23 protein-coding genes and 1 pseudogene are annotated in these 26,765 nt (G+C 60.3%); 15 read left to right on the forward strand and 9 right to left on the reverse strand.

Annotated features, from left to right (window positions below):
• Window positions 1-3 precede the first annotated feature (3 nt).
• From BUS42_RS31605 to BUS42_RS31615, 3 genes are all read right to left on the reverse strand, one after another.
• Window positions 4-705: a DUF6931 family protein gene (locus BUS42_RS31605; RefSeq protein ID WP_143206588.1), complete on the reverse strand. Its 702-nt coding sequence runs from the start codon at window positions 703-705 to the stop codon at window positions 4-6.
• Window positions 706-738: 33 nt separating this feature from the next.
• Window positions 739-3,867, reverse strand: a complete 3,129-nt coding sequence (tssI, locus tag BUS42_RS31610) for a type VI secretion system tip protein TssI/VgrG (RefSeq protein WP_074313743.1) — start codon at window positions 3,865-3,867, stop codon at window positions 739-741.
• A gap of 191 nt (window positions 3,868-4,058) precedes the next feature.
• Window positions 4,059-4,862, reverse strand: a complete 804-nt coding sequence (locus BUS42_RS31615) for a sulfotransferase family protein (protein WP_074313745.1) — start codon at window positions 4,860-4,862, stop codon at window positions 4,059-4,061.
• Between the two features lie 695 nt (window positions 4,863-5,557).
• On the opposite strand from BUS42_RS31615, the gene BUS42_RS31620 reads away from it, so the two are divergent.
• The 6 genes from BUS42_RS31620 (at window position 5,558) to BUS42_RS31645 (ending at window position 10,429) form a co-directional block, all read left to right on the forward strand.
• Complete coding sequence (locus BUS42_RS31620; RefSeq protein WP_159452259.1) at window positions 5,558-7,036, forward strand: IS110 family transposase; 1,479 nt, start codon at window positions 5,558-5,560, stop codon at window positions 7,034-7,036.
• A 450-nt stretch (window positions 7,037-7,486) separates the two neighbouring features.
• On the forward strand, window positions 7,487-7,705 hold the full coding sequence (locus tag BUS42_RS31625; RefSeq protein WP_074313747.1) for a hypothetical protein: 219 nt from the start codon (window positions 7,487-7,489) through the stop codon (window positions 7,703-7,705).
• Between the two features lie 101 nt (window positions 7,706-7,806).
• The gene (locus BUS42_RS31630) at window positions 7,807-8,289 is read left to right on the forward strand and encodes a hypothetical protein (protein ID WP_074313749.1); all 483 of its coding nucleotides are present in this window, start codon (window positions 7,807-7,809) and stop codon (window positions 8,287-8,289) included.
• 137 nt (window positions 8,290-8,426) lie between these two features.
• A complete protein-coding gene (locus BUS42_RS44485) occupies window positions 8,427-8,672 on the forward strand; it encodes a hypothetical protein (RefSeq protein ID WP_074313751.1) in 246 nt (81 codons plus the stop codon).
• Window positions 8,669-9,634, forward strand: a complete 966-nt coding sequence (locus tag BUS42_RS31640) for an ISAzo13 family transposase (protein ID WP_074306208.1) — start codon at window positions 8,669-8,671, stop codon at window positions 9,632-9,634. The genes BUS42_RS44485 and BUS42_RS31640 overlap by 4 nt, the downstream gene beginning before the upstream one ends.
• Window positions 9,635-9,817: 183 nt before the next feature.
• Window positions 9,818-10,429, forward strand: a complete 612-nt coding sequence (locus BUS42_RS31645) for a hypothetical protein (protein WP_074313754.1) — start codon at window positions 9,818-9,820, stop codon at window positions 10,427-10,429.
• A 667-nt stretch (window positions 10,430-11,096) separates the two neighbouring features.
• Here the strand turns inward: BUS42_RS31645 and BUS42_RS31650 are convergent.
• Both BUS42_RS31650 and BUS42_RS43215 read right to left on the reverse strand, forming a co-directional pair.
• A complete protein-coding gene (locus BUS42_RS31650) occupies window positions 11,097-11,819 on the reverse strand; it encodes a toll/interleukin-1 receptor domain-containing protein (protein ID WP_074315537.1) in 723 nt (240 codons plus the stop codon).
• Window positions 11,820-12,320: 501 nt separating this feature from the next.
• Window positions 12,321-12,476: pseudogene (locus tag BUS42_RS43215) on the reverse strand (IS66 family transposase); the annotation flags it as partial.
• A 262-nt stretch (window positions 12,477-12,738) separates the two neighbouring features.
• Here BUS42_RS43215 and BUS42_RS31660 point away from each other — a divergent pair.
• From BUS42_RS31660 to tssG, 8 genes are all read left to right on the forward strand, one after another.
• Entirely contained in the window at window positions 12,739-13,122 is a 384-nt protein-coding gene (locus BUS42_RS31660; protein WP_074313755.1) for a hypothetical protein, read from the forward strand.
• A gap of 533 nt (window positions 13,123-13,655) precedes the next feature.
• A complete protein-coding gene (gene tssB / locus BUS42_RS31665; RefSeq protein WP_074313757.1) occupies window positions 13,656-14,201 on the forward strand; it encodes a type VI secretion system contractile sheath small subunit in 546 nt (181 codons plus the stop codon).
• Window positions 14,198-15,694, forward strand: a complete 1,497-nt coding sequence (gene tssC, locus BUS42_RS31670) for a type VI secretion system contractile sheath large subunit (RefSeq protein ID WP_074313758.1) — start codon at window positions 14,198-14,200, stop codon at window positions 15,692-15,694. Before tssB ends, tssC begins: the two co-directional genes overlap by 4 nt.
• Before the next feature lie 234 nt (window positions 15,695-15,928).
• Entirely contained in the window at window positions 15,929-16,426 is a 498-nt protein-coding gene (locus BUS42_RS31675) for an Hcp family type VI secretion system effector (RefSeq protein WP_074313760.1), read from the forward strand.
• Window positions 16,427-16,527: 101 nt separating this feature from the next.
• Complete coding sequence (locus BUS42_RS31680; RefSeq protein WP_159452323.1) at window positions 16,528-17,346, forward strand: type VI secretion system accessory protein TagJ; 819 nt, start codon at window positions 16,528-16,530, stop codon at window positions 17,344-17,346.
• 80 nt (window positions 17,347-17,426) lie between these two features.
• Complete coding sequence (gene tssE / locus BUS42_RS31685) at window positions 17,427-17,912, forward strand: type VI secretion system baseplate subunit TssE (protein ID WP_074313763.1); 486 nt, start codon at window positions 17,427-17,429, stop codon at window positions 17,910-17,912.
• 7 nt (window positions 17,913-17,919) lie between these two features.
• Window positions 17,920-19,776, forward strand: a complete 1,857-nt coding sequence (gene tssF / locus BUS42_RS31690) for a type VI secretion system baseplate subunit TssF (protein WP_074313765.1) — start codon at window positions 17,920-17,922, stop codon at window positions 19,774-19,776.
• Between the two features lie 15 nt (window positions 19,777-19,791).
• Window positions 19,792-20,919 (forward strand): type VI secretion system baseplate subunit TssG, encoded by a 1,128-nt coding sequence (gene tssG / locus BUS42_RS31695; RefSeq protein WP_074313766.1) that lies wholly within the window; start codon window positions 19,792-19,794, stop codon window positions 20,917-20,919.
• A gap of 203 nt (window positions 20,920-21,122) precedes the next feature.
• Here tssG and BUS42_RS31700 read toward each other — a convergent pair whose 3' ends face one another.
• From BUS42_RS31700 to BUS42_RS31710, 3 genes are all read right to left on the reverse strand, one after another.
• Complete coding sequence (locus BUS42_RS31700; RefSeq protein WP_216821104.1) at window positions 21,123-21,704, reverse strand: carboxypeptidase-like regulatory domain-containing protein; 582 nt, start codon at window positions 21,702-21,704, stop codon at window positions 21,123-21,125.
• A gap of 91 nt (window positions 21,705-21,795) precedes the next feature.
• Window positions 21,796-22,275, reverse strand: coding sequence for a carboxypeptidase-like regulatory domain-containing protein (locus BUS42_RS31705; protein ID WP_074313770.1), 480 nt, complete (start codon window positions 22,273-22,275; stop codon window positions 21,796-21,798).
• 119 nt (window positions 22,276-22,394) lie between these two features.
• On the reverse strand, window positions 22,395-23,432 hold the full coding sequence (locus tag BUS42_RS31710; protein ID WP_074313772.1) for a DUF1559 domain-containing protein: 1,038 nt from the start codon (window positions 23,430-23,432) through the stop codon (window positions 22,395-22,397).
• A 1,899-nt stretch (window positions 23,433-25,331) separates the two neighbouring features.
• Between BUS42_RS31710 and BUS42_RS31715 the strand changes: the two genes are divergently transcribed.
• A complete protein-coding gene (locus BUS42_RS31715; protein WP_074313774.1) occupies window positions 25,332-25,961 on the forward strand; it encodes a sigma-70 family RNA polymerase sigma factor in 630 nt (209 codons plus the stop codon).
• 604 nt (window positions 25,962-26,565) lie between these two features.
• On the opposite strand, the gene BUS42_RS31720 is transcribed toward BUS42_RS31715, so the two are convergent.
• Entirely contained in the window at window positions 26,566-26,763 is a 198-nt protein-coding gene (locus tag BUS42_RS31720; protein WP_074313776.1) for a hypothetical protein, read from the reverse strand.
• Window positions 26,764-26,765: the final 2 nt, after the last annotated feature.

The raw sequence follows: 26,765 nt of genomic DNA on the forward strand, positions 1-26,765 counted from the left end.
CGATCAATCCCAGCGGTTGTGGCCATAGGCGACGTCGAGCCCGACCGTGATGAACCGGCGGAGTCGGTCGGACGACTTCGCCGCGAGCAGGACACTGGCCGCGGCCATCCGCGCCGCCAGGATGGGATTGGGAGGGGTGGATCCGACGCCATGGGACTCGCTCTGGCCGAGTGCAAACGCGGCCGCACGCGCCACGGCGCCGGCCGAGGTCCTGGTACCGGCCGGCTCGACCGAACGGCCGGCGGCTTGGCGGTGGGCCTCGGTCGGTTCGAGGACCCAACGGACCGCTGCCCCCAGCGCCTGGCGATGCGCCGTCGGCATCGTCTCCAACGCTTCGGCTTCCGCCGACCGGGCGCAGAGACAGGCCCACCAGACCGCCTCGCGGTTCAGTAAGGCGTGGGCCATGTAGCGGATCGCGTCGGCGTACAACCGGTTCTCGACCAGCAGGGTGAGAAACTGGCCTGGCTTCATGCCCGCGACCAGTAGCTTCTTCGCCCTGATGCCGATGCGTACGTTCTTGCAGATCTCGTCCGCGGTCCGATCGGGGTTGATTGTCGGGGGCGCCGCTCCACCCACGGCCGGCTTGGGCCCGGCCTGCGGGTTCGATCGAATTCCTGCATTCCCTGGTTCCATTCGCTCGCGTCCCACCCGCAAGAGTCCTTGAGGTCTGATCCCGTCCGCAATCCGGCTCGGTGACGTGGCCACCTGCTGGACCATCCCTTGCCCAAGGGTCGGACCTCAGGTAATGGTGATCGCCGCACCCGTGATGCCGACCTCGGCGTCGCCGGTGACGTCCACCGTCGGTCCGCTGATGACGATTCCTTCGGCGGTGATCTCGATGGCGGATGCCCCGCACGAGATCGTGATCCCCTCGGCCGTGATCGCGATCATACTCTCGGCCACCGAGAGTGTGATCGCCTCGGCTGTGACTGAGATCGTGCTCTCGGCCGCCGAGGTCGTTACTCCCACCGGGTCGACCTTCACCGAGGACTCCTCGCTTTCAACGGTGATCATCAAGGCCGAAGTGGCCGTGATACCCTCCGGGGTCATCTCGATGCAGTTGGGCTCCTGCGTGATGCCTGACTGGAGCGTGAGTGTCCCGTCCGCCCCGCAGTCGGCCGTGACCGAGCCGATCTCCTCCGCGGTTTCGGTCCTCAGCCAGGCCATCGTCCCCCCCTGGACGACGCTCATGCTCGAGCCGCAGATGAGAACAACGCCATCGATCTCCTCGTTGCCCAGGGCCTGAATCGAGATCAGTGAGGGGCCTTCGTCGGTGGGTGACAGCGCACTGACCAAATTGATACAAGGCGCGATCACGTCGTAAAGGACGTCGGCGGATTCGGAGTGGCAACCCGAGGTGTCATTTGATGCCTCTGACGCTCCCCCCGCGGCATCGCGACGCGTCGCGAACTGAGTCAGCTCTCTTCTCGTGATCGTCTGGTTCAGCGCCAACAGATTGGTCACGTATGACGTCCCGGTCTTCAGCGCGGTGACCTGGGCACTGAGCTGCTGCAACTCGGCCACCGTCGCGAACTCCCGAGTGACAGTGTTCGAGAGCGCCTCGGCATAAATCCAGGCGCCCAGGATCAGGTCATTGATCACCCAGACCCCGGCGAGTTCTCCCCACTGGCCCCCCACCCCCATATCGGGCGCCGCGGCCGCCAGGAAGATTTCGCCGATGTTGAAAGCCGCGTAGAGGCTCGCGAACACCGCGGCGGCGATCCCGGAGACGGTCGAGTTGCTGGGAGTGACACAGAAGGGGGCCGTTCCCCGCCGGACCTCGAACTTGGGGCCGTATTGGAAGGCGACATTGCCGCCCAGGATCACGTCGATATTGGCCGCCTGCGCCGCCGTGCTGAACCCTTGCGCCACCGCGCCGAGCCCTGCCGTCAACCCCTCCGCGACGACCGTGGACGGAGCAATCGAAAGGAGCGCTAGCGGGTTGATCTTGGTGGAGGAGATCTGGCCGACGAGGTTCCAGGAATAGAGGCCGAGCGTACTATTGCGGTGCCAGCCGACGGTCAGGTCGAGATTCATCGCCGGCGACGTACCGATGGTCGGCTGCCAGTCGGTGTCCATCTCCTGGCCGCCCCCCCCCGCGCCACTCGATTTCGAGCTTGGCCAAAGCGCGTGGTTAACCCCCGGCAGCACGCTCCCCACCTGGCGCGAGTGAAACGATCCGACGTGCTCGTGTTTTTCGCTGGCGACATTCACATACATGCTCCCCTCGGTGCTGTGGGACATGTCCCGCTCCGAGTGGATGTGAACGTATTCGCCTCCCTGGGTGTCCTCGAACCGGATCCCCGAGAAGTTCGGCTGCGACGCTCCGGATCCGACGGTCCGGGTCTTGATCCCGGCCTGAGTCTTCTGGTCGGGCAGCGGGAACGGCGGCATCTGGGCCGCGTTGTAGACGCTACCCAGGATCATCGGCTCGTCGGGGTCCCCTTCGAGAAATCCGACCACCACTTCCTGGCCGATCCGGGGGAGTGTGATCGCCCCCCAGTTGGCGCCTGCCCATGGCTGGGCGACCCGGATCCAGCACGAGCTGTCCGCGTTGAACTGGCCCTGGCGATCCCAGCGGAACTGGACTTTCACCCGGCCGTACTTGTCGCAGAAGATCGGGTCGTCGCCCGAGGGGCCGACGACCACGGCCGTCTGCGGACCTTCGACGCGCGGCTTTGGCGTGGTCCGAGCCGGGCGGAACGGGAGGTCGTGGGGGATGCACTGGAACGTGTTGTGGTACAGCAAGGTCGCCGGGGAACCGGTGGTGTACGAGCCCTCGAGGCTGGCTTCGTGCTTGACCTCGGTCAGCACGTAGGCACCATCGCCGTTCCGATGCCCCTGGAGGGTGAACTTCGAGCCGGCGGAGAACTGGCGGCAGCCCCCCTGCCCCTCGATCCGAAGCCCGGCGACCGCTTCTTCCTGCATCCGGATCCCGACCGTCCGCGTCCCGTCATCGAAGATCTTCGACAGGTCGGCCTGTTGCTCGTTCCCCCCCGCGCCGATCCCATCGAACCGGCCGGCGTACCCTCCGGGATATTCAAACCGCTCCAGGTGGTCGTTCCCCCCCACCTGCAGCGAGTGTTCGACGGTTCCGGCCGTGGCCGAGGCCGCGGTCTGCCGCGACGACTTCAGCGGCTTGTCGGGCATCTCGAAGCAGTAATCCCACAAGGTCGACTGGCCCGAGCGAATCTCCTGCGACTTGGTCCAGGCCGTGACCCGCTCGTCCTTCCGGGTGCCGCCGACGACCCGTTCATAGACCACCCGTGACGGCGAGGCGACGTCGGGATGAGCCTGAGGTGTGTTGGCCAGGATCAACTGGTGCCCACCGGACGAATGCTCGAAGTAGTAGAAGATGCCCTCGTCCTCCATCAGGCGGGAGGCGAAATCGAGGTCGGATTCCCCGTATTGTGCGCAGTAGTCGCGAGGCGCAAACTGTCCTTGGATCCGATTCGCCACGTCCAGCTCCGACAGCACCTTCATCAAGATGTCGGGCACGGTCATTTGCTGGAAGTTTCGCGACTGAACGTTCCGAGAAAGCAACCAGAGCTTGGGAACCATGACCGCCTGGTACCGGCAGAACGTCGGCTCCCCCTTGGGCCCCGGGACGATTTCCCCCTCGCTGAACCGGCTGATGATCCCGTTGAAATAGCGAGTCGTGCCGTTGGGCCGCTGGAGCGAGACGGTGACCGACTGACCGAGCAGCTTCTTGAACGAGACGTCGGTCTCGGCCTCGGCGAGCAGGTCGAGCTCGAACTGGAAGGGGGCGGAGAGTCGTTCGTGCCCCTGAAACTTCTCAAGCAAGAGCGCGTCCGCGCCGAGTGGTGTCTGCACTTTCAGCACGTCGGCCTGGGTATGTCGGGACATCGACGTTTCCTTAGTCGACCGGCCGCTCGTTTGGGATTGGGTGCGAACGGCCCAGGCAGGGGGGTGGAATGAGTACCGCCGACGCGATGCGTCGCCCCGCTCAGTCAGGCTGAACTGTGCCAGAAACGGTCAGGAGACGCAAGCGGCCCCGCATCGGTTGCGGCGACGTTGGGACGGCTCAACCCACCTGGTCACCAGAATCGGACGTTGGCATAGAGGGCCGCGGCCTCGCCGAGCACCTTCGGCCAGTGCGGTGGTGTCGGCTCGACCCGGGCGCGGATGCTATGGAGGTCGGCGAAGCCATAGGCCCGGTCGTCCTCATGAGTCACCTGCACCACGTTCTCGAAGTCGTGCGCGAACGGCTCCTCACCGAGAAACTCGTAGATTTGAGCCATTGTCATAGCGGGAGCCGCAGTCAACGACTCATAAGGCACGAACAGCAAACGATCGCGGAATCCGCGCATCAGGGCGTCGCGGATCCGGTTGCAGGCCAGGCCCAGAGGTTGGTCGCCCCGAGCCCAGACCGCGCATCGGCCTTCAATACTCTGGAACTCGACGTAAAACTGGGATTCTTGGGGGATCTGTCGGGTCGCCGACGCCTTCCGCCAGAGCCGTTCGAAGCTGGCCAGGACCTCGCGGATGTCGCGGACCGGGACCAGGACCCGCGCCCGCCTTCCCAGAATGGCTTCGGCCAGCTCAAGGTGGGCCAGCCAACTCCGCGACTTGTCGAAGACCACCGGGCGCGGATCGTCGGCATAATAAGACTCGAGGATACCCCGAAGAACCCGGCGCTTCGCCGCCTCAGACGCGTCTCGGTCGATCATCGCCTGGAACGGGGCGAGTTGGTCCCAGTGGTTCCGCACGCCGAAGATGACGTCGAGAATGCCGCTCGTCGCCGAAGCATGGAATCGCGGATTCTGCGCCAGGATGTTCGCCAGGAGGGTCGAGCCGCTCCGGGGCAGCCCTGACAGGAAACAGTATTGTTTGTGAATCATGTTCTGTTACGTTTACGAATCATCATGCAAGCAGGCAGCGGCTTGAAGTCCGAGAGTCGACCGTGCCATTCTCCGGAGCAGAGCGGCGGCCGTCAACTCTCCGGTCCATCCTTGGAAAATCGCGAGACTGTCGCCACGTTACCGGGGCTTTTTGTTTATCGGAAGCCTGGGAGCATGAGCGCCCTGTCTTTGGGCCTTCGCATGGGCTGGCTCGTTTGACATTGTGGAAACGGCACCAGGTTGATGGACCCGGGCGGAAAATCCGGTAACGTGGCGAATTGCTTATCCAAGATAGGCGACAGTGGTTTTCGATGAGTTGGGATTGGGGCAGCGATTGGTTTTGAGGGACTGAGCAAACACGAAGGCGGTTCAAATAGGGGAATTCAATAGGGAAATTCTCATGTCGTGATGCAGTCTGCGCAAGCTGGATAAAATTATCCCTGTAAGACTCTTCGTAGTATCCCATTTTGCCCAGACAACGGCAATATTGACGAATGTCCCCTGGTATGTAGCAAATCAGAGAGAATAACTCTTAACTCTCTGGCTCATAAAGACTTCCATAGTAGGAGTGGGATTTCTTCCCGGTCCTTTCTTGGAGGTCCATTCGCATGGCAACTCGCACTGCTTCCAGGCGGCATCGTCGCTCCCACGAGATTCAGAAGCCTACGGGAACCTTGCATCCCCGAGTGCAAGCCGTGGGCCCAGAACGGTTTGGGATCGTCAGCATCGATTGCGCCAAGGCACGATCCAAGTTCCTGCTGGCCGATTTCTATGGGACGGTCCTGCTCCCTCCCACGGTCATCAACCACGATCGCGGGGGGTTCGAGGCAGCGATTCATGCGGTCCACGCGGCGGCTCAGCGGCTTCGGCTCGGGGTGGTGATCGTCGTGGTCGAACGCACGGGGCGGTTTCACCTGCCGGTCCAGGCCGCGTTCCAGGCGGCTGGCTTTGAGGTCCGGATCGTCCATCCCTTCGCCACCAAGCAATTTCGCCAGCCCGCCGATCCCGGCAATAAAACCGATGACACCGACCTCTCCGCCATCCATCGCGCGGCGGTCAACGGTTTCGGACTCCTCGAGCACGAACCCGACCCCCTCTACGCTGACCTCCAACTCCTGGCTCGTCATCGCCGCGATCTTGTCACCAAGAACGTCACACTTCGAAACCAAATTCACGACCATTTTCAATTGATCATGCCAGGGTTTAGTGCGGTCATTGATCCGTTTGACAGCCCACTGCCGCTCTGGATCGTCAAGAACTTGCAATCGGCCGACGCGATTCTCGAGGTCGGTGTCCTCGGGCTCCTCAGGCGGCTTCGTGAGGCGGGATTCCATCCGCATCTGAAGACCGTCGAGAAGATCGTCGCCTGGTCCAAGGCGGCTCCCGCACAACATTCGCAATCGCCAAGTCATCTGCGGTTGCTCATGTCACTTGATGGAGATCGGATGACCAAGCTTGAGGCCATCCGGACCGTCGAAGGGGATCTCGCCGGGTTCCTGGCTCGCACCCCCTACGTGCTGTTGCTGGGAATTCCGGGGATCAACGTGGCGACCGCCGCCGAGTTCGCTGGCGAGATGGGGCCGATCGGCCGTTATCCCAAAGCCCGTTCGATCACCGGCCGCGCCGGGCTGTTTCCCTCGCGGTATCAAAGCGACACCGTCGACCGGAGCAACGGGGCGTTGGTGCGCCGCGGCAATCACTCGCTCCGCGAAGTGATCCTCCGGATCGCCGACAATTTGATCACATGTAATGATTATTTCAGGATCCAAGCCGCCAAGTGGCGATTGAGTGGCAAGGATCCGCGCGACATCCATGTCAAGGTCGGCGGCCGATTCTGCCGGATCGCCTACCAGATGGTGGCGGGGCAATCGGTCTACCGCCACCCGAGCTGTCAGCATCGGCATTATGTTCTTGAAAAACTGATCAAATTTTTGAACGAACACAATGTTGATTGTGCACGTACTATGTTGATCTTGGATTCGGCGGTGTGCCAGCTTCCCCGATCGGAGCATCGGTCGGAGGCGGTCCCGCTGACCGAGGAACTGTCGCGGCCCCGGTCGAAGCGGGGAACCGGTCCGCAACTTTTGGGCGAGATTCTCCCCGCGGTCTTGGCGAAGCTGGGGGTGAATTTGCTACCATCGAGCGTGTCAGGGGAGCCTGATCCCACAGAGTGACGACCCGGCCGAGGGACCGAATAACGTCGAATGTCCCCGTGGCGCAAAGCCGTGGTTAAAGCGTGGCGCTCTGTCCGATCACCAACGTCGGATCCGGCTGTGTGGGGTCACTCCCCTGATATTACCAGTGTGGCGAGCGTGATCTGCAGCGACAGAGATGGTCCATCGGCCCGCGGTTCGTCCCCGGAATCTGAACAAACCGCCAGTATTCCTGGCCGGGAGGGGCCACTTCGTCCCCAGGCTGCCCGCCCTCGTTTTGACCGATTCCTACATGGCTGTCTTTGTTTGCTCCCCGATAGTACGGGCACTCGGAAGATACGCAGGGGCACGCAGGCCGCGTAGCGACAGACGGTACTGGAGATCGTGGAAAATGCCTATTGTCTGAGCTTCCGAGAGCGATATCATGGATGGCGAGCTGTTACCGAGACGTTTTTTCCCTGAGGCAAAATCATGACAGTCAAGGAACTCAAAGAAAAGCTCTCCAAGATGGACGAAACCGAACAAGTTGCGGTGGATCTGAACGACGATTCAGGCCACTTTCTCTTCGATATCGTCGGCGTCTCGTCTCATAAGGGAACCCCGCTGCGAACGGCCGATGGTGACGCTGGCTTTAGAGCGGAAACCGATGGCCCTGCCAAATGGACGTTCATCTCGATCGAGAAAGCTTGATTGCTTACCAGTACTCGTTCGGGAATCTCACCAACTCGGCGGTAATCTACTTCTGATTACCGCCTGGGCACAACAAAAGCATATAAATGCGAGGCCAACAGATGACCGGTTACCAAGAGCAACTCAACCGCGTCCGCCGATGTTTCAAGCGATTTGAGCGGATTAACGAAAGCGGTATATTCGATGGCTCCGTGGAGAATCATATTGACGACATCCACGCCTTTTTCCAAAACTGCTATCACCTTAAGGATTGGTTGAAGAATGATCCAGCCTTCAGCACGCGCACCGGTCCAGAGATCGAGAACCATATCAATACTACTCTGGAGTTGGCAATCTGCGCGGATATTTGCAACTCAACTAAGCATCTCATACTGACAAAAAGCCCAAGGAGCGGCGCACTGCCGACGATGGGTAAAAAGACATTCACAATCGGAATCACGGACACGCTTCCGATTGCCGGGGAGCCGGTCAAAGAAGTCCCACAAACAATCTCATTGAAGATCGAGATTGATCACAATGGCGCAAAACTCGATGCATTCGATGTGGCGACGAAGGCGCTACAAGCTTGGGAGAAATTTATCTGAACCGGATACTCGTTTGGGTGGTCGCGTTCATACTGACAAACAAAAAGCACTAAGGAATAGGCCGGGGATAACTTCCGTGGTTGGCATCGGTTAGGATGTCAGACCAGATGTTTGGAGGGAGTATACGGGAGGGTCACATGGAAGCCTACACATCGACAGTCCAACGGATGATGAAACGGCTCTTCGGCTCGTTGAAAGAGAACGACCGGCGGCGGTATGCGGCGATCGAGGCCGCGAAGTTGGGGCACGGCGGGGTCGAATACATCGCGGGTGTCCTGGAGTGCGACCCGAAGACGATCCGGTTAGGCCTCGGGGAGTTGGAAGGCGAGGACGACCTGGACACGGGCCGCACTCGCAAAAAAGGGGCGGCCGGAAACGGTTGATCGAGGTCGACTCGGCCATCGAAGCGAACTTTCACAAGGTCCTTGAGGACCACACCGCGGGCGACCCGATGCGACTTGAAGTGAAATGGACCAACTTGTCGCGGCGCCAGATCGCCAAGCGGATGGAGGAATTGGGGACACGCGTCAGTCGCGACATCGTCTCGAAGTTGCTCCGGAAGCATGGTTACCGCAGGCGGAAGGCGGTGAAGAAGAAGACGATGGGGCCGCGCCACCCGGATCGCAACGCCCAGTTCGAGAATATCTCCCGTCTCAAGAAGAGGTACTTGAAGGCCGGCTTGCCGGTAATCAGCATCGACACGAAGAAGAAGGAATTGCTGGGCGATTTCCAACGCGACGGGGTGATCGATACTCAAGAAACGATCGTGGTCAACGACCATGACTTCGGGAGCATGGGCTCGGGTACTGTGATCCCGCACGGGATCTACGACGTGGGGCGGAACCTTGGATTCGTCCACCTCAACACCAGCCACGACACCAGCGAACTGGCCTGTGACAGCATTGCGGCTTGGTGGGAATACCACGGTCGGTTGGCCTATCCCGGGGCAAAGAAACTGCTGGTGCTGTGCGACGGCGGAGGTAGCAATAGTGCGTCAAGATATGTATTCAAGGAGCAACTTCAGAAGTTGGCGAATCGGCTGGGCATCGAGATCCGAATCGCCCATTACCCGCCGTACTGCTCGAAGTACAACCCGATCGAGCACCGCCTCTTCCCGCACGTGACGCGGGCCTGCCGCGGGGTGATCTTTCGAACGTTGGAGACGGTCCAGTACTACATCTCCAAGACCGAGACTGCCACGGGCTTGAAGGTGGCAGTGCGAATCCTTGAGAAGGTGTATCAGACCGGCATGAAGTGCGCCGAGGGATTCAAGGAGGGCATGAAAATTGTCTTCGACAAAGTCCTGCCCAAATGGAACTACCGGGCTCTCCCCAAACCAGCATGAAAACGGGAAGTTATTCCCGGCCTATTCCTAAGCCCCAGGGCGATTGCACCATTAAATGATCTTGCTACAAGGACTTGCGTCGACTAAACCGCCCCAGATTGGTGCTCTAGTCGACGTAAATTCATCGCACAGCAAGACTTATTGACGCAATCGCCCTGTCCTAAGCCCTGTTCCGAGGCAACAATGGCGAAACAAAAGCCGTTCGACTACGCCGATTTTCATTTCAGGAATATCTATAAGATGGTCGCCACGCTTGATAGCGAATCGGACAGAGCAGTGGCATTGATCGTAACAGCTTGGCTCGATGACGCGCTGTCGGAGATGATTAAAAGCAGATTGGTCAAGGATAAGCGTGTAATCGACGAAGTGTTTCGGTTCGATTCCGCGTTAGGGACATTCTCGAGCAGAATTAAACTCGCATATCTAATGCGACGCTTTAGCAAAACGGTCTACGATAACCTTCAAACAATCCGGACAATCCGAAATGGTTTCGCACACTCGCGCGAGAATCTTCAATTTGTGAATGTCACCATAAGCTCAAGCTGCGAGAAGCTTTGTTTAAAAGAGTTCAAAGGCTATAAGAGAGGAAAAAATGACTCGGATCCACGAAGAGCATTTATTGCGACCGGTATTGGATTACTCGGTTTTTTCGTCGAATTCATGTGGGCGGAAACTATGTCTGTCGATGGCAAGGAGGACTATTTCCCAAAATTCATGAAATCAATGGGAGAAGACACAGTACGAATGATGAAAGAGTTCAAAGAATTCGACGAAAAGCAAACAAGCGACAAATGAGCATGCCTCATAAACCAATCGTCAGCTGGTTACTCATTTGGGTGAAGAGCCCGCGATTAGTATCAATGCATTCTCCGGTCGATTACACCGAAACGAGCTGCCTATCCTAATGCTCGACGGCTCAATCGGCGGACCGGTTTCGGTTAGGCTTTCCCCATCGCCAACGGCATCTCCAATGAGACCGGAACCAGTGCGTGGTAATTGGGCACAGAAGTCTGTTGAAATGGTTGGCAACGCGAAGAAGAACCTCATCGGGGCAACGAGGATCTTCGACCAAACCCAAGTAATCGCCGCACCCCCGATGGAATGAGAATTTGTGGCCAGCGTAAGTGAAAGTCAGCCCTGGTGAGTCCGGTCTCGCCTCATGCGAGGTGACGTAGGAGACGCCGTGAAGCGTCTCCAAATGGGTCAGCATGTCCGGCCAATCCTTCGTATCCCACAGCTCAACGAAGATCCGGTTAGGATGATCGTCAGGATCGCCCAGGAGAAGGACGGGCGCGAAGCCGCTGGTCAATGGGATAACTCTGGTTTGAGTAGAGTGCCGTCATAAACGAAAAGCTGCTGGGCCCAACGCCGAACCACGAGCAGTGTAACTGAAGGTTCGCCAACTCGAGCAACACCCGTGACACGGTGCGCGGCGTCCCGGTGAGAGCCGCCGCGTCGGCACTTAGACCACTTGTGCGACGATGTAGGTGACCAGATCGGCGAGCTTGGCTGCGACGTCTGTCATCGGCATTTCTGCGGTGTCTAGGCCGTTTCGTGAGGCAAGCATGGGGCTGACCTCGCGGAGATCGTCGTACGTCGTACCATGCACGATGGGAACGATCTGGTCACGCGCGAGGAGTACCGAAAGCTCCTTGTCTGCGACGCCCGCTGTTGGAAGGCGCTTCAGCAGCGCTGGGGTTACCAGTACGATTCCGATTCGCGACTTCGCCAAGCCTTTGTCGATAGCACGGAGAAACGGCTCGCCGAGGCCAATGTCATTCTCACTGAACCAGACCGAGATACCACTTGCCACGAGCAAATCGTACAGTGTCTTGGCGACCCCCTGCCGGTCGTCCCACGCGTGGCACAGAAAGATGTGCCGAAGCTCCGGCAAAAGCGCTCGTTTCTCGACGGTTTCGCGGATTGGCGTGAGAGCCCGCACTTCCTCGGGCGTGTAAAACTGAGTCGAACCGGCTGGTGACCAGCGCGGCCTCACGCTTCTGCTGGAACCGCCGGCGCCGCTGCTCCGGCTGCCTCCGCTGTTTCCCGATGACGAGTAGGAAGGGGCTGAGTAGGAGCTGTAGCTGCTGTAGCCGCTATAGCGTCCGCCGCCGCCGCATGCAGGGCAGGCGGCCCGAGCGGCCGCTGAGCGATGGCCCTGTACTGGTGCTGTGCATCTAGCCACGGTGCGTGAACCCTGTGCTGAGATTGGTGCGAGAAGTGATGACCTCCAGGCCCTCCCGACCAACGGGATTCGACGACAACTCGTTGAGTTAGCGTTATCCCCTTCTCGCCCTTAGGAGAAATTCTATCCTCTGGAAGCCACAATCTCTAGCGAGAAGGTCACATGATGAATTCGCCACCCAATCTCTAAGTGCGTGCATGAAACCTTGCATGCATTCATTGCGGTCGGCCAATCGACAGACGTGTACTCATTCAGCCTTGCTGCTGATCAGGAAGCTTGCAATTCTGACCTTTAAAGGCATCCTTCCAAAACTGAGAATCTGGAAAGTGTTTCTGATTCAAAGCAATTAACTCTGGAACGTCAAATGTAAGTTCGTAATGATCTTTCGCGCCCGAAAGGCGTCCGAATCCCAGGAGTTGAAGAATTTCATTCGGTGTGTTCGGATCGACACTGGTGAAGCGAATGAACGCATCAGGTCGGCAGCATTCCGATCGTAAGCGTTCACGCCCCCTCGCCCAGAATCGATGGTTTCTGAGACCCATTCTGGTGGGCCATGATGGCTTGAGTGAGGAATTTCAGCACGTCGCGACTCTGGGATCGGCAACTGGCCACCACGGTTAAGATCCGTTCCACGAACCGACTGCCCCGTTCGCTGTCGGGGGAATTCAAAGGGGGCATTCCTATATTTTGACGCAGTTTGCGCAAGTTGGATAAGATTGGCCCTGAGACTTTTTGTGGTGTCCCATCTTGCCAAAATAACGGCAATATTGACGAATGCCCCATGGATTCGCCTCCGGTCGACAAGGTTCCCGGTTCGCGAGCTGACTGCGGACTCCCGGTTACGACGACGATGCGACGCCCCCAGCGATCGTGATTCGCCTCATGAGGCTATCGGCGAACTATTGAGGAAACCCAAACCATGCGATTGCCTGGCGTGCGACTCTCGGTGCGACAGGGGATGACGGCGATCGCGGGACTGGCCTTGGTGTTCGGCGGGGTGACTTGCGGCTTTCGACGCGCGGAGAACCGGCTCGTCGTTGAGAACCGTTCGGGACAATCACTCGATTTGTTGGATATTTCTTTGTCTCGTGCGGGGCACATCGTGACGATCAAGAGCTTGCCCGATGGGGGAGCCGAGACGGCTCCGTTCTGGATCAAGGGCGATGATGGGTTCGTGCTCAACGGATCACTGGCTGATGGGACCAAGGTGGTCGGCAACTTCGGATATGTAACCAACGGGGATTATGCGGAACGACTCCGTTTTGTGGTTCGTCCGGGCGGACGCGTGGAATTTACGGATTGATGCGACCCTGTGGCGAGGGCGCCGGGCCATTCGGGGCCGGGCCGAAAACCCGGCGACGTGGCGACCGTCTCGAAAAAATCGCTCCGACTGCGATCATCAGACTCTTGCGAAAGGTCGTGAAGACGCTTCGGCTTTTTTTCGAGGCGTGTTTACTGGGCGAAACTTATCTCTTAGAGTCTAGTGAATCCGGCATTTGCCGATCTGGTTGCAAGTCAACATCGCTCAAGACTGGGTGCTATCCTTGAACGTACGGTCCTCGATTCGCAGGCTTCGGATGGGGGGATGGTCATCGTCCGCTTGCGGTGGAGCGAGGATCAAGGGCCTTGCGTCCGGAGCGCGGGGAGCGGAGTCGGGAGCCACCGTCAGAGTCCGATTCCGCCCTTGGGAATTGTTGAACCGTGGGCTTGGGATTTTGTGGGTTTAGGGCTTGTTCGACCGATTCGCCAAACCAACCAACCCTCGGCGACCTTGGCGGAATGCCGTTCGTTCGAGGTGTCCGGGGCGCGACCGGTGGTCTCTATCCGAGGATGACAATGTCAAGCGAAAGCCTACAGCACAAACTGGATCGGGTGCGCCGGCCACGCGTCCAGATTACCTACGACGTGGAAACCGGCGGCGCGATGGAAAAGATCGAGCTGCCGTTCATCGTCGGCGTGCTCGCCGACCTGTCCGGTCAGCCCAAGGACTCCCCCAAACCGCTCAAGGAGCGGAAGGTCGTCGCGATCGACCGCGACAATTTCGATAATGTGCTGGCCAAGGCGGCGCCCCGGCTGGCGCTCCGGGTCCCCGACCGGTTGAGCGACTCGGGCAACAAGATCGCTGTCGAGCTCAATTTCAAGAGCTTTGAAGACTTCGAGCCGGCCCGGGTCGTCGAGCAGGTGGAGCCGATGCGGAAGATGCTCGAGATGCGCAATCAGCTCACTCAGCTCCTCAGTAAGATGGAAGGCAACGATAAGCTTGAGCAGTTGCTCATGGAAGTGTTAAGCAATACGGACGCCGCCAAAGACTTGGCCAAACAGATGGGCGGCGAGTCGCCGGCCGCCACCGAACCTGCCACTGAAACGGAGCCCTCGAAATGAGCAGCGCCGACGAGCAAGTGCAATCCGTCGCCGCGCCGACCGAGGTCGAGACCGAGGCCGCGGCCGGCCCGAGTCTGCTGGATCAGGTCATCGCGGCAACCCGACCGCAAAGTGGTGTCGAGGCGGACCGCGCGAAAGACTACTTTCGCCAGTTCCTCGACCACGTCGTCGAGCCGGGCCAGGTCGTCTCGAAGGATGTTGAAACCAACATCAAGACCTGGATCGGCGCGATCGATCAGAAGCTCTCGTCCCAATTGAATGAAGTTCTCCACACCCCCGAGTTTCAGCGGCTCGAGGCCACCTGGCGGGGACTGCACTACCTGGTCCACCAGTCCGAGACCGGCGAGAGTCTCAAGATCCGCGTCTTGAATGTCTCCAAGCGAGATCTGTTCAAAGACCTGGAAAAGGCGGTCGAGTTCGACCAGAGCGCCCTCTTCAAGAAGATCTATGAAGAGGAATACGGCCAACTGGGCGGCGAGCCCTACGGCATGCTGGTGGGCGACTACGAGTTCGGCCGCGGCCCGGAAGACGTCGGCCTGCTCCGCATGGTGTCGAACGTCGCCGCCGCCGCGCATGCGCCGTTCGTGGCCGCCGCCGCCCCCAGCTTGTTCAACATGGAGCAATTCACCGAACTGGCGACCCCCCGCGACCTCGCCAAGATCTTCGACGGGGTGGAATACGCGTCGTGGAAGAGCTTCCGCGAGTCGGATGACTCGCGCTACGTGGCCTTGACGCTGCCGCACGTTCTGTCGCGACTCCCCTATGGTGATCAGTTCACCAAAGTGGATGAGTTCAATTTTGAGGAGTTCGTCGACGGTAAGGACCACAGCAAGTACCTCTGGATGAACGCCGCCTGGGCGTACGCGGCCCGAGTGACCGACTCGTTCGCCAAGTACGGCTGGTTCGCGCGGACCCGAGGGGTCGAAGGGGGGGGCAAGGTCGAAGGGCTGCCGGTGCATACCTTCCCGACCGACGATGGCGATGTCGCCATGAAGTGCCCGACCGAGATCGCGATCTCCGACCGTCGCGAGTTCGAGCTCTCCAACCTCGGCTTCCTCCCCCTGCTCCACGACAAAGGTCGCGACTTCGCCGTGTTCATGGGAGCGCAGTCGACTCAGAAGCCCAAGACCTACTTCGACCCGGCGGCCAATGCCAACGCCGAGCTCTCGGCGAAGTTCAACTTGCTGCTTTGCACGTCGCGATTCGCCCACTACCTCAAGGTCATGGCACGCGACAAGATCGGCTCGTTCATGGAGTTGTCCGACGCCTCGAAGTGGCTCAACGACTGGATCAACAACTACGTCGTCAACCCGCAAGGGGCGGGCGATGAGACCAAGGCAAAACGACCGCTCTCCGAGGCTCATATCGAGGTCCGTGAGGTCAAGGGCAAGCCGGGTTGGTTCGAGGCGATCGCCTACCTCCGTCCCCACTACCAGCTCGAGACCCTGACCGCCTCGCTCCGCCTGGTCGCCGAGGTTCCCAAGAAGAGCTGACGCCGCGCAGCCCCTCGAGGCGACGAGGGCCGACACGGGTCGGTCCTCAACTCCTTCGGTCGGGTCCGCTCGGTGGAACCTGCGAAGTCTCATTCTTTTTTTTCGATCCGGGGTCGTGAGTCGACCGTAACAATGCCAGGTTTGGGATTCCGGAAGATTTGGCCGTGGAAACCGCGGGCTGAGTGTGGTCAGTCGCGGTCCGTCTCGATCCTCTAGCTTCGGGAGTTTTTTCGCATGGCCTTCGATTGCTACCTCCAGTTCAAAGGGAGCAACGCGCCCACCGGTGAGTCGACCGATTCCACTTATAGCAAGTGGATCGCCCTCAACTCATTCTCGTTCGGGGCGAGCAATCCGAGCGACATCGGATCGGCGACACCGGGGAGTGGTGCGGGTAAGGTTCAACTCTCCTCCTTCCAGGTCGAGAAAAAGGCCGACAACTCTTCGCCCGACCTCTTTCTCGCCTGCTGTCAGGGGAGCCACTTCGACACCGCGACGGTCGTAATGCGGAAGGCCGGCGGCGGTCAGAACGTCTATTTGCAATATGATTTCAAGGAAGTCTACATCGATACGGTCCAGGCGCAAGGGGCGACCGCGACCGACGACCGGCCGTCCGAGATCGTGACCTTCTCGTTCTCCCAGGTGAAAATCACCTACACGCCTCAGGAGACGGGCGGGAGCAAGGGGACGCCGAACGTCAAGGGCTGGGACGTGACGACGAACAAGAACGTCTAATCGATGACCGTTATGAAGATCCTCGCGTGCCTTCCGGCTGGGCGATCTGGTCGCCCCCGGGAGGCCGAGGGTTTCGTCCTCCAGCGCCAAGGCCAATGCTCATGAGCGCCGATGAACTGTTCAAGGCGGGTCGACTTCGCGAAGCGATCGAAGCCCAGATCCTCGATGTCAAGGCCCATCCCGCCGACACCGCGAAGCGCCTCTTCCTCTTCGAGCTCCTCGCCTTCGAGGGCGATCTCGGCCGCGCGCGAAAGCAGGTCGATGCTTTGCATTTCGACCAGCCCGAGTTGCAGGCGGCGGTCGTGACTTATCAAGGACTCCTCGACGCCGAAATGCTCCGGCGCGAGCTGTTTCAGGCAGGTTCGCCACCACCGAAGTTCCTGACCGATCCCCCGGCCCACGTCCTCCTCAGGCTCGAGGCGGTCGCCCGGCTCCAGGCTGGCGACTCGGCCGCCGCGGCTGTCTTGCTGGCGAAGGCGAATGCCGACGTCCCCTCGTTTCGTGGTTCGCTCAACGGCCAGCCTTTTGAACTGCTCCGCGATGTCGACGATCTGTTCGGCACCGTGATCGAGGTCATGGCGCGTGGTAGCTATTTCTGGGTCCCGCTCGAGCAGGTCGAGCGCTTGACGATGGGGGCGCCTCGGTTCCCTCGCGACTTGCTCTGGATCCCCGCGCGGCTCGAGCTTGCCGCCGCGTCCGGCGATGTCTTCGTGTCGGCGCTCTATCCTGCCACTCATACCGATGCCGACGAACTCGTTCAACTCGGTCGGAAGACCGACTGGCGTGGTGACGAGCCGGGCCCTACCCTCGGGTTCGGCCTGCGGACTTTCCTTATGGGCGACGACCCGATCGGGATGTTGGAATGGCGCGAGTTGATCGTCGAGTCGGAGTCGGAACCGGCGCGCCTGCCCGAGGCCTGACCGTGATCGGCTCCGGTCCAATCGGGGCCTCCTATTCCTTTCGTATCTCGAATTGAATGCAATGACATGGGAGGTCGTTCTTGTCCCCAGTCGATCCCCATCGCGGCCTTGTCCCGTCGGTTCTCGACCGGCTGATGCCCCAGGCGAACCGCTCAACGACACCGACCCGATCGGAGGGGGTCAGCGTCGAGCAGATGATCGAGGCGGTTCGGCGCGACCTGGAAGCGTTACTTAACACAAGGCAGTCCCAGGGCGATCTGCCCAAGTGTTACGAGGAGTTGACCCACTCGGTCTTCACGTTCGGGATTCCTGACGTGTTGGTCCTCTCGACCATGGCCCTGGAACGCGACGGCGAGATGGGGCCGGTCATCGCCGAACTGATCGAGCGGTTCGAGCCTCGGCTGTGTGACGTCCAGGTGGTCCTGGCGGATAAGGATCCGCTCGGTCGAGAAATCCGCTTTCATATCGATGGGCGACTGCGTGTCGAGCCCTATCCCGAGCTCGGGTTCGAGACCGTGCTGGAGCTGACGACCGGCCGGGCCCTGATCACGTCAAGCGAGGGATGATTCCACGATGAGCAAGACGCTCTATACTTATTACGAACGGGAGTTGCGGTTCATTCGCCGGCTGGCGCAGGACTTCGCCCAGCAGTATCCGGCGGCCGCGGGGCGACTCCTGCTGGAGTCGAATCGAAGCGCTGACCCGCACGTCGAGCGGATGATTGAGTCGTTCGCGCTCCTGGCAGGTCGGGTGCACCAGAAGCTCGACGATGAGTTCCCGGAGCTGACCGACGCGTTGCTGAACACGCTCTATCCCCATTACCTCGCGCCGATCCCGTCGATGGCGATCGTTCAGTTCGAGCTCGATGCCAGTCGTGCGCGGCTGCCCGGCGGATTCACGATCGCCAAAGGGAGCCAGCTCGTCACTCAGCCGTTGGAGGAGCTGCCTTGCAAGTTTCGCACGGCCTATCCCGTGACGCTCTGGCCGGTTCGCTTGACCGAGGCTCGGCTCGCCCCCCCGCCGTTTCCCGCCGGCCTGGAAACTCCGCCCAAGGCGGCGGCGGCGATCCGACTCCGGCTCGATTGTCTGGCGGGCTTACGGTTCGCCGACCTCTCGCTCGACCGGCTTCGGTTCTACCTCGACGGTGATGGTCCGACCACCGCCGCGCTCTACGAGGCCATCTTCAACCACACGCTTCGGATCGTCATTCGTCCGGCCACCCCAGATCCGCGCTGGCCACCGCTGACGCTCTCCCCTGAGCAATGCCTGAGTCAGGTGGGGTTCGACCGCGACGAGGGGCTGCTGCCGTACCCTCACCAGTCGTTCCTTGGCTATCGCCTGCTGACCGAGTTCTTCGCCTTCCCGAGCAGGTTCTTCTTTTTTGATCTGACCGGCCTGGCAGGGTTGTCCGCGGCGGCCTATCCCGACAAGATCGAGGTGATCCTGTTCTTGGACCGGACGTCGCCGACGCTGGAGCAAGGCGTCAATCTCGACACGTTCCGCCTGGGCTGCACGCCGGTCGTCAACTTATTTGAACAGACGGCTGAACCGATCGCCCTGACGCAGGCCCAGTTCCAGTACCGCGTCGTCCCCGACGTGGCCCATCCGCTTGGCCTGGAAGTCCATTCGGTCAACGCCGTCCGGAGCACCGACCCGGTCGCGCGGACGACCACCGACTATCAACCCTTCTATTCGTTTCGCCATGCGCCTGAGCGCCGCGACAATCAAGCGTTTTGGTATGCCAGCCGCGAACCCTCGCTTCGTGAGGATGACGCGGGAACGGAGGTCTTCCTCAACCTGGTCGACCTGGGATTCAACCCGAATTTACCGGCCGACTCGACGTTGGTCGTCTGGACGACATGTACGAACCGGGATATGCCGACACGGCTGGAACACCTGGGCGATCGGTTGGCCCTCTGGCTGGTCACGGCCGCGCCGATTACCGGCGTACGCTGCTTGCGGTCACCCACTCGGCCGATCCGCCCACCGTTGCGGCGAGGCGCCCACTGGCGGTTGATCTCACACCTCAGCTTGAATTACCTCTCGCTGTCCGACTCGGACGAAGGGCTCGCCGCGCTCCAGGAAATCCTCCGGCTCTACGACTTCTCCGACCCCGACGAGAGCGGACCGACCGCGACAATCAATCGGCAACTGATCGAAGGCCTGACGTCACTCCGGAGCCGCCGCGCGGTCGCTCGCTTGACGGACCAGGACGAGGTGGGAATTTGCCGGGGGACCGAGATCACGATCGAATTCGACGAAGAGAAATACGTCGGCACCGGCGTCTACCTCTTCGCGTCCGTCCTTGAGCGATTCCTCGGACTCTACTGCTCGATCAACTCGTTCACCCGACTCGTGGCCACGACGAAGCAGGACGGGCGTCCGTTCAAGACCTGGCCCGCGCGGGCTGGCTATCATGTGATCGTCTAGTCTTTGGATGAAAACATGAGTGTGTTATTGCCAGAAAGCCTCGCCCGGCAGTTGTTCGCCGCGCCTTACGGGTTCGACTTTTTTCAGACGGTCCGCCTGCTCCACCGGCTCGACCCGACGCGGGTGCCGGTCGGGCTCTGGGGTCCGCCCGAGTCCGAGTCGGTCCGGTTTCGCGCCCACGTCTCGCTCGGTTTTCCTCCGAGCGCGATCGTCGATCTCGCGCTTCCGGGGTCGGGCCCAGGGGTTCCTCTGCTGACCCAGGCCTTCTTCGGTCTGACCGGGCCGAGCGGAGTTCTGCCCAGGCACTACACCGAGTTGCTGTTCCGGCTCGAGTCCTCAAAAGAGCCCGAGCACGCGGCCTTGCGCGAGTGGCTCGACCTGTTCAACCACCGGCTTCTCTCCCTGTTCCACCGCGCCTGGGAGAAATACCGATTCCCGGTCACTTACGAACGTCGCGACTGGGGGAGTGGCGATCTCGACACCTTCAGCCAATCCTTATACAGCCTTGTGGGACTGGGGACCCCCTCGGTCCGCGGCCGTCTCGTCGTCTCGACACGGGTCACGACCGAAGAAGCGAAACACGATGTGCCCCTGGCCCGCGTCGATGACCTCTCCTTGATCTATTACGCGGGACTTCTCGCCCACCGCCCGCGTAATGCCATCGGTCTTGAGGCCTTCGTCGGAGATTATTTCGGACTCACCGCGCGTGTGACTCAGCATGTCGGCCAATGGCTCGCGCTTGAGCCTGACGACCGAACTCAGATCGGAGCCGACGCCAGTCACAACGTACTGGGCGCCGGCGCTGTGGTGGGTGACCGAGTCTGGGATGTCCAGAGCAAGATCTGCATTCATCTCGGCCCGATCGGTTACGCCCAGTTCGTCGAGTTTCTCCCGGACCGCGACCCGGTGGCTGAGCGCAAGGCCATCTTTCTGCTCGCTCAGTTGGTGCGGCTCTACATTGGCCAGGATCTCGATTTCGACGTTCGACTGATCCTGCGCGGCGACGAGGTTCCCGACTGCGTCCTGGAGGAAACTCAGGAGATTGGCCCTCGACTCGGCTGGAACACCTGGCTTCGTAGCGAACCGGTGACTCACGACTGTGACGCTGTCTTCGAAGGCCAAGAAGTTTTCCGGCTCGGTTGAACCGGGAGAACGCCTTGAGGACGGCCAGTACCGTCCTACTCACTTGCATTAGATCCAATGCGAGAGAATCGAGGAGAATGGCATGGGTTCCGTCCCAGTGAGCCGTGTCAGAAAAAATGGGCCGCAACGTACTTACGGGATCAAACTGCTCTGGCCCATCTTAATGCGGTGAGTCGTTGGTTCGTTCATCCTGCCTTCGACCATTACTTGGGTTCGGCGTTGGCGGGAGAAGCGGGTGTTACGGGCGAATCGTCTCCGGCCTTGGCGGCGGCCGGTTCACCTTTCTCGTTGGTTCCGCTCTCGGGCCGGGGAGGCTTGGCGAGTTCGGGAGCGTCGAGGTTGAAGTTGAACGTACCTCCCTTGGCTTCGATATGTGCGGTGAGCTTGGAGGTGCCGAGATCCGCATAGTGTCGGGGCAGATATTCTTTCGCGGTCAACATGCTTGGCGGTTGAGCCAGGCTGGATCGGGCACCAAGCCCTTGCGGTTCCCCCTCCGCCGAAAGGAGAAGGCTGATGGCCACTTTGTAGTCGCCCGGCGAGAGGCCCGGTCGGTTCGCGGTCGAGAGGCTGTATTCTCCCTTCTCATTGGTTTCGCCGAGTCCGGTCGCCCATTGTTTGGGGAGGAAGGTCACGACCGCTCCCGGCAAAGGTTCGGAATTCAGAGTGATGACTCCGGTGACAGGAACCAGGTTCGAGAAGTCGGGGCCTTCTTCCTCCGTGGTTCCCGTACAGCCCGAGCCAACGGCCATGGCGAGGATGATCGCCCAGCGCGATGGTTGTCGCATGAAACGATTTGATATCATGGATGGGGAGTCTCGCGCAGCCAGAGGATCAGCTTACGAGCACACCCCAATGGCATGCTCGAAGTCGAGGCGGTTACTTCTTCGCCGACGAGTCTGCGGGGAGCCGTCCCAGGTCGAAGTCGAAGGGGTCCTTCCCGTCAGTCACCTCGGCCTTGAACTCGCTCTTGAGCGTGGTGGCCGGCTTGGCGGCGGCGGGTCGCGCCGCGGCGTTCTGGAATTGAGCCATGAGGGGATCGGCCTGGAACTCCGGAGGAATCGCGCCACCCCCTGACGATGGATCGGCGGTGATCATGACCCGGTAGCTGCCGGGAGCCAATCCCGACCGGGTCAGCCACATCGCCGCGTAATAGCCGGTCGCGTCGGAAGACGCCGTGCCGGGGGTACTGTCCGTGTTACTCGGCTCGGGAATGAACGACAGAGCGGCATTGGCCAGTGGTTTGCCCCCTTGAGTGACCGTTCCCACAACGGGGACGAGTTTGACCCGGCTCTCCGCCGAGTCGCAGCCCGCCAGTCCGGCCAAGACGAGGACGGCCGTCAATCGAATCTGTCTCATCGGGTACGCTTGCCTTTATATCAGATGAGGTCGAGCGGAAGCGGAATGGACCGAGCGAGGCGCGCACGACCGGCTGGGAAGCGGTCGTGCGCACCGAGGAAAGGGCGGTGCCGGCTCGCTCAGTACGCGTCGGAACTGATGACCTCGCCCGCGGAAATGGTCGCCAAGGACCACCACGTGTAAACGTTGATGGTGTTCTTGATGAATCGAACGCTGCCATCGACCATACCCATGTTCACCCCACCGGAATGCTTGCTGCTAAACACCCAGGCGTAAGGGCGATTCTTCTGGTCGGCCGCGACGGTTGTGTAGTAGCTCCCCGTTTTCCCGTTGGGGAGAAACATGAGAACCGTTCCCGACGTCGGTGGATCGATCCGACCGTGGGTGGAGGTATGCGTGCCCGATCCCCAGTACGGTCCATAGCCGTATCCGATCGTATCAGAAGCCGACTGTGTCCCCAGGTAGTGTCCCAGGCCGTTGAGTGACTCGCCGGCCAGGAACGAGTTGCTTGTGCCGTCGGAGATGTTGGCGATGGTCGTGGTCAGGTCGTTGTAAAAGGCGCCGCGCGAGGCCTGATCGGGCATGCCGGTGCCGTTGCTGCCGGGGCAGTTGTATTCGGTGTAAATTGCGGAGCTGACCAGGTAATTGCTCCGCATGGCATTCTGTCGTGAGTAGTAGGTGGCGACGGTGTCGTTAACCACCGTGTTCGGGTTGGACTCGGACGGGCAGACGAACGACGCAACCATCGACCCAATCACCGTCGTGTTGGAAAAGGCCGATCCTGCGGTGCTGGTGGTTTGGCCGACGAGACCGTTGGTCGACGCCTGACTAAAGTTGTATGCGTTGGCAAGCGCCGTCTGTTCCATGAAACTGAGGACAAGGGCAAACGCCGTGGTGCTCATCGACCGACCGGTTCCGCCATTGGCACCCGCCGTTGAACAGGTGCTCGCGTAGATCTTGGCGGGAGGGAGTCCGCCGTTGGAACTCTCGTAGTTCATCATCCCCAGGCCCAGTTGCTTGAGGTTGTTGATGCACTGGGAGCGACGAGCCGCTTCTCGCGCTGCCTGGACGGCGGGAAGTAGCAGGGCGATCAAGACCGCGATAATCGCGATCACGACCAACAATTCGATCAGGGTAAAACCACGACGTGTGCGCATGGAATGCCACCCTCCGAACAGTTACGTGGATAAGAAGAATGCGTGGATGCTGCGACTTTGCGAACCGAGGCGGAACGAGCGAGGCCCACCGCAAATTGGTGTCCTTAGTCGGCACACCATTCAGACCGGCGATATGGACAACTCTAATAGAGAACCGGAATTGCTAATGGTAAGTCTAGACTAATCGCTGGGGTGTGCAACGCAAAAATAAAAAAATCAACCGATCGTGAGAGCCGGTTAGGCCGACTCGTTTTATCGGCGATGGGCAGGGGTTTTTATGTTTTGAGTGAATCTGGCTTTGCAGGGCAGGATGAATGAATCGATGGATTGCGGGTTCATGGTTTGCTTGATAATTGTGAAAATAAGCAAATGTTGATTTGGTGAGTGGCTCAAGTCGAGCCATTGTCGTGGACCTCGCGTCGTGGCGCATCCGTGGCGACGCCGTCCCCTCGTCCCCCTGCAAGTCCGAAGGATCGCCCGCGCATTCCGCGGTTGGCGGTCAAACCCGGGATGGCTCAGACGTAGAGGCGAGATTGCGAAACCGATGCCGTCCCAGGAGATCTTTGACGCTCGGCATGGCCCAAGCCATGGTCCCGATCCCCGAAGTTGATCGTTAGACCCCATGAAACAGTCTGTGGGCGTGCTCGAGCTTCATCCAAAGGATCGCGAAAGGAATTTCGTTTCGCCGCGGACAGCGGGCTCGTCTCGGCAAGCGTGCCTGACCTCTATGCAAATCCTGCTGTGAAACCAGGACATGCGTGTTGGCTTGCTTGCTGACTTGGGGCCGGCGCGGAGAAAGAGTCGCCCGACGGCGCGGTTGGGAATCCGTACGGTGGGCCGTTGGGGACGAATCGGGTGAGGCTGGACCCCAACGCCACGCGTTCCCGTTGTGGAAAAGTGTGCTGTGGGGGTAGTGTTGGACCGACTTTGAAAATCGGATTGTGGCTGGTCGAAAATCGACTCTGGCGGATGGGGGGGGCGGCCACGGATCGCTCCCGTTGCCGGGTTGGTTCACGTCCGGTAGCCGCGCGTCCCTGAGTTTAACCACTCCGTCGTGGCGGCACGAGGCCAGCGTCATCCCGTCCGTGGCCGAATGATCGTCCGTCGGATGAGCATGCCAGGGGCATGACGATACCTGGGGATTCCTTCCATCCCTTCAAGAGTCGACCGCTGGCGGTGTCCCAGGTGTCCCAGAGTTTGGCTCATCGTTCGCGGGAGGGCAGCGTCGCCCTGTGGGAGATCCCGCCTCGTATGTTGAGGCTCTCATCGATCTCCCGCCGCGATTCGACGCGTCCCGAATCGGCGGTGGATTTTGCCAGGTCCCTGGCGACGAGGATCTTGCCGTTGTGCCGAATCATCGGCGCCACGAATCAGCCAAGCCGAGGTCGATTCGCGGCCCTACGCTCGGGCACGACGGCAAGATCCCGTCTCAATCATTTAGGGTGTGCATGGTATTTGTTGAATATTAAAAGACGCATTATTGTTAAATAGGATTATCAAATGGGCCTCAATCATGTTCCTGTATGGACGCGCAGGGGGGGGCACGCAGTCGACTTGGGTCGGCGACGAGGTTATGCTCAGGCGGGAGTCGCCCATTCGCGAACTTAAGGAAGCTGCCCTCCGCACTTGTCCACCAGGAGTCCCCTCGCTCATTGGTTCTGCGGAATTGGGAAAATCGTCACGGGAATTTTCGGGAGATGGTGATTTTTGGGGTGATTTGCGCCGAATCTGCGGTCGGTTTGGCCGATCGAACCGGGGGCGGCTTGTGGCCGAAAGAGGGTAACGGGTTACCCGGAGTCAATTTGTGATCGGCTATGAGCCGACTTTGGATGCGATCCCGCGTTCTGAGCGTGCTTCGCTTCGTTGAAGAATCAGGATTTGAGCACGAGGAGTTTCATTTTGGCGATCAACGACTCCGACACCGACATTCTCCTTCGGCAAGTCGGCGACGGCGATCCGGAGGCGATGGGTCGTCTTCTCGAGAAGTATCGTCCCAGGCTGAAGCAAATGGTTGCCGTGCGGCTCGATCGTCGAGTGTCATCCCGTCTCGATCCTTCCGACGTCGTCCGGGACGCGCTCGCGGACGCCGGGATGAACCTCGGCGAGTATCTCCGCGAACCCCCCCTGCCGTTTTATCCTTGGCTCCGTCGTTTTGCGATGGAACGCGTCATCCAGCTCCACCGGCACCACCTCTACACGGACAAGCGGAGTTCGCTACGGGAGCAAACTGCGGACGCGTTCTTGCCGGATGAGACGACGCTCCAACTTGCCGACATGCTGGCCTCCAGTCAGAGTACTCCGAGCCAGCAAGTCATTCGTGGGGAGTTGTGTCAACAAGTTCGCCAGTTGCTCGACCGGCTTGCCCCCCGCGATCGCGAAGTTCTGGTTTTGCGGTATCTCGAAGACCTGTCGTTCCCTGAGATCGCATCGGCGGTCGGGCTGAACGAGGGGGCGGTGAAAATGCGACATCTGCGCGCCCTGGAACGTATTCGAGTCTTGCTCAACTCCAATGGCGAGGTTCCGAACTGATCCGAGGCGACCGACGCGTCCCCAGGCCGCTCCGAAATCGACCGGATCGATCCCGTTCTCCAGCGGAAACTAGGCGCTCACTCCCGATCCTGACGGTTTTCACTCGCCGGAAAGGCGAGTGAAAACCGTCAGCTCCCTGTCTTGGTGACGACGTGTTACCGCGGTTTTCACTCGGATGGCCGGCCACCGTTCCAGGCCCGCTTCATCCGCGAGTCCACCGCTCGCGCCAGTCAAGGTCTGCCAGGTTTCAATTCGAATTTGCACAAACAATAGGCGTGTGTCTCCGTCGCATTCCTCCCGAGCAGGTCGGACTCTCCCGCGTGGATTGCCAAAAAATGACTGCCTTCGAGTGTTCGCGGTGGTCGTCGGTTCTCGAGCGGTTTCCGTTCGGGTGGACCACGGGTCGAGCGATCCGGGTGGCTGGGGGCCGTACTCGGACCCCGCCCCGGTGCGCGGGCCATCATGAAAACCGGGGGCCGAGTACGGATCCCAGCCAGCCAGACGTGAGCCAGTCGAGGGTAAACCCCTGGAGGGCGAGGAATGGGGGCGGCAATGAATCCACCACGACGGGTCGAAGGCAAATGACGACAATTCTCGGTTCGCGTCAGGTCGGCAACAGTTCCGGCTCCTCGCTGGCGCGGGAGCTCCCGAACGCGCCGGGGACGGGGTGAATCCGGATGTCCTGGTCTTCTCTCACGTTTTTGCTGCCACCCGAATATTGGTAGCGCGGATCGACGCCCATCCCCAACAGGGTGTGGCCCGACCTGGAATTTCGCTTCACCCAATAATTTTGCATCGACATGG

It is taken from the genome of Singulisphaera sp. GP187, assembly GCF_900129635.1.
Taxonomy (GTDB): domain Bacteria; phylum Planctomycetota; class Planctomycetia; order Isosphaerales; family Isosphaeraceae; genus Singulisphaera.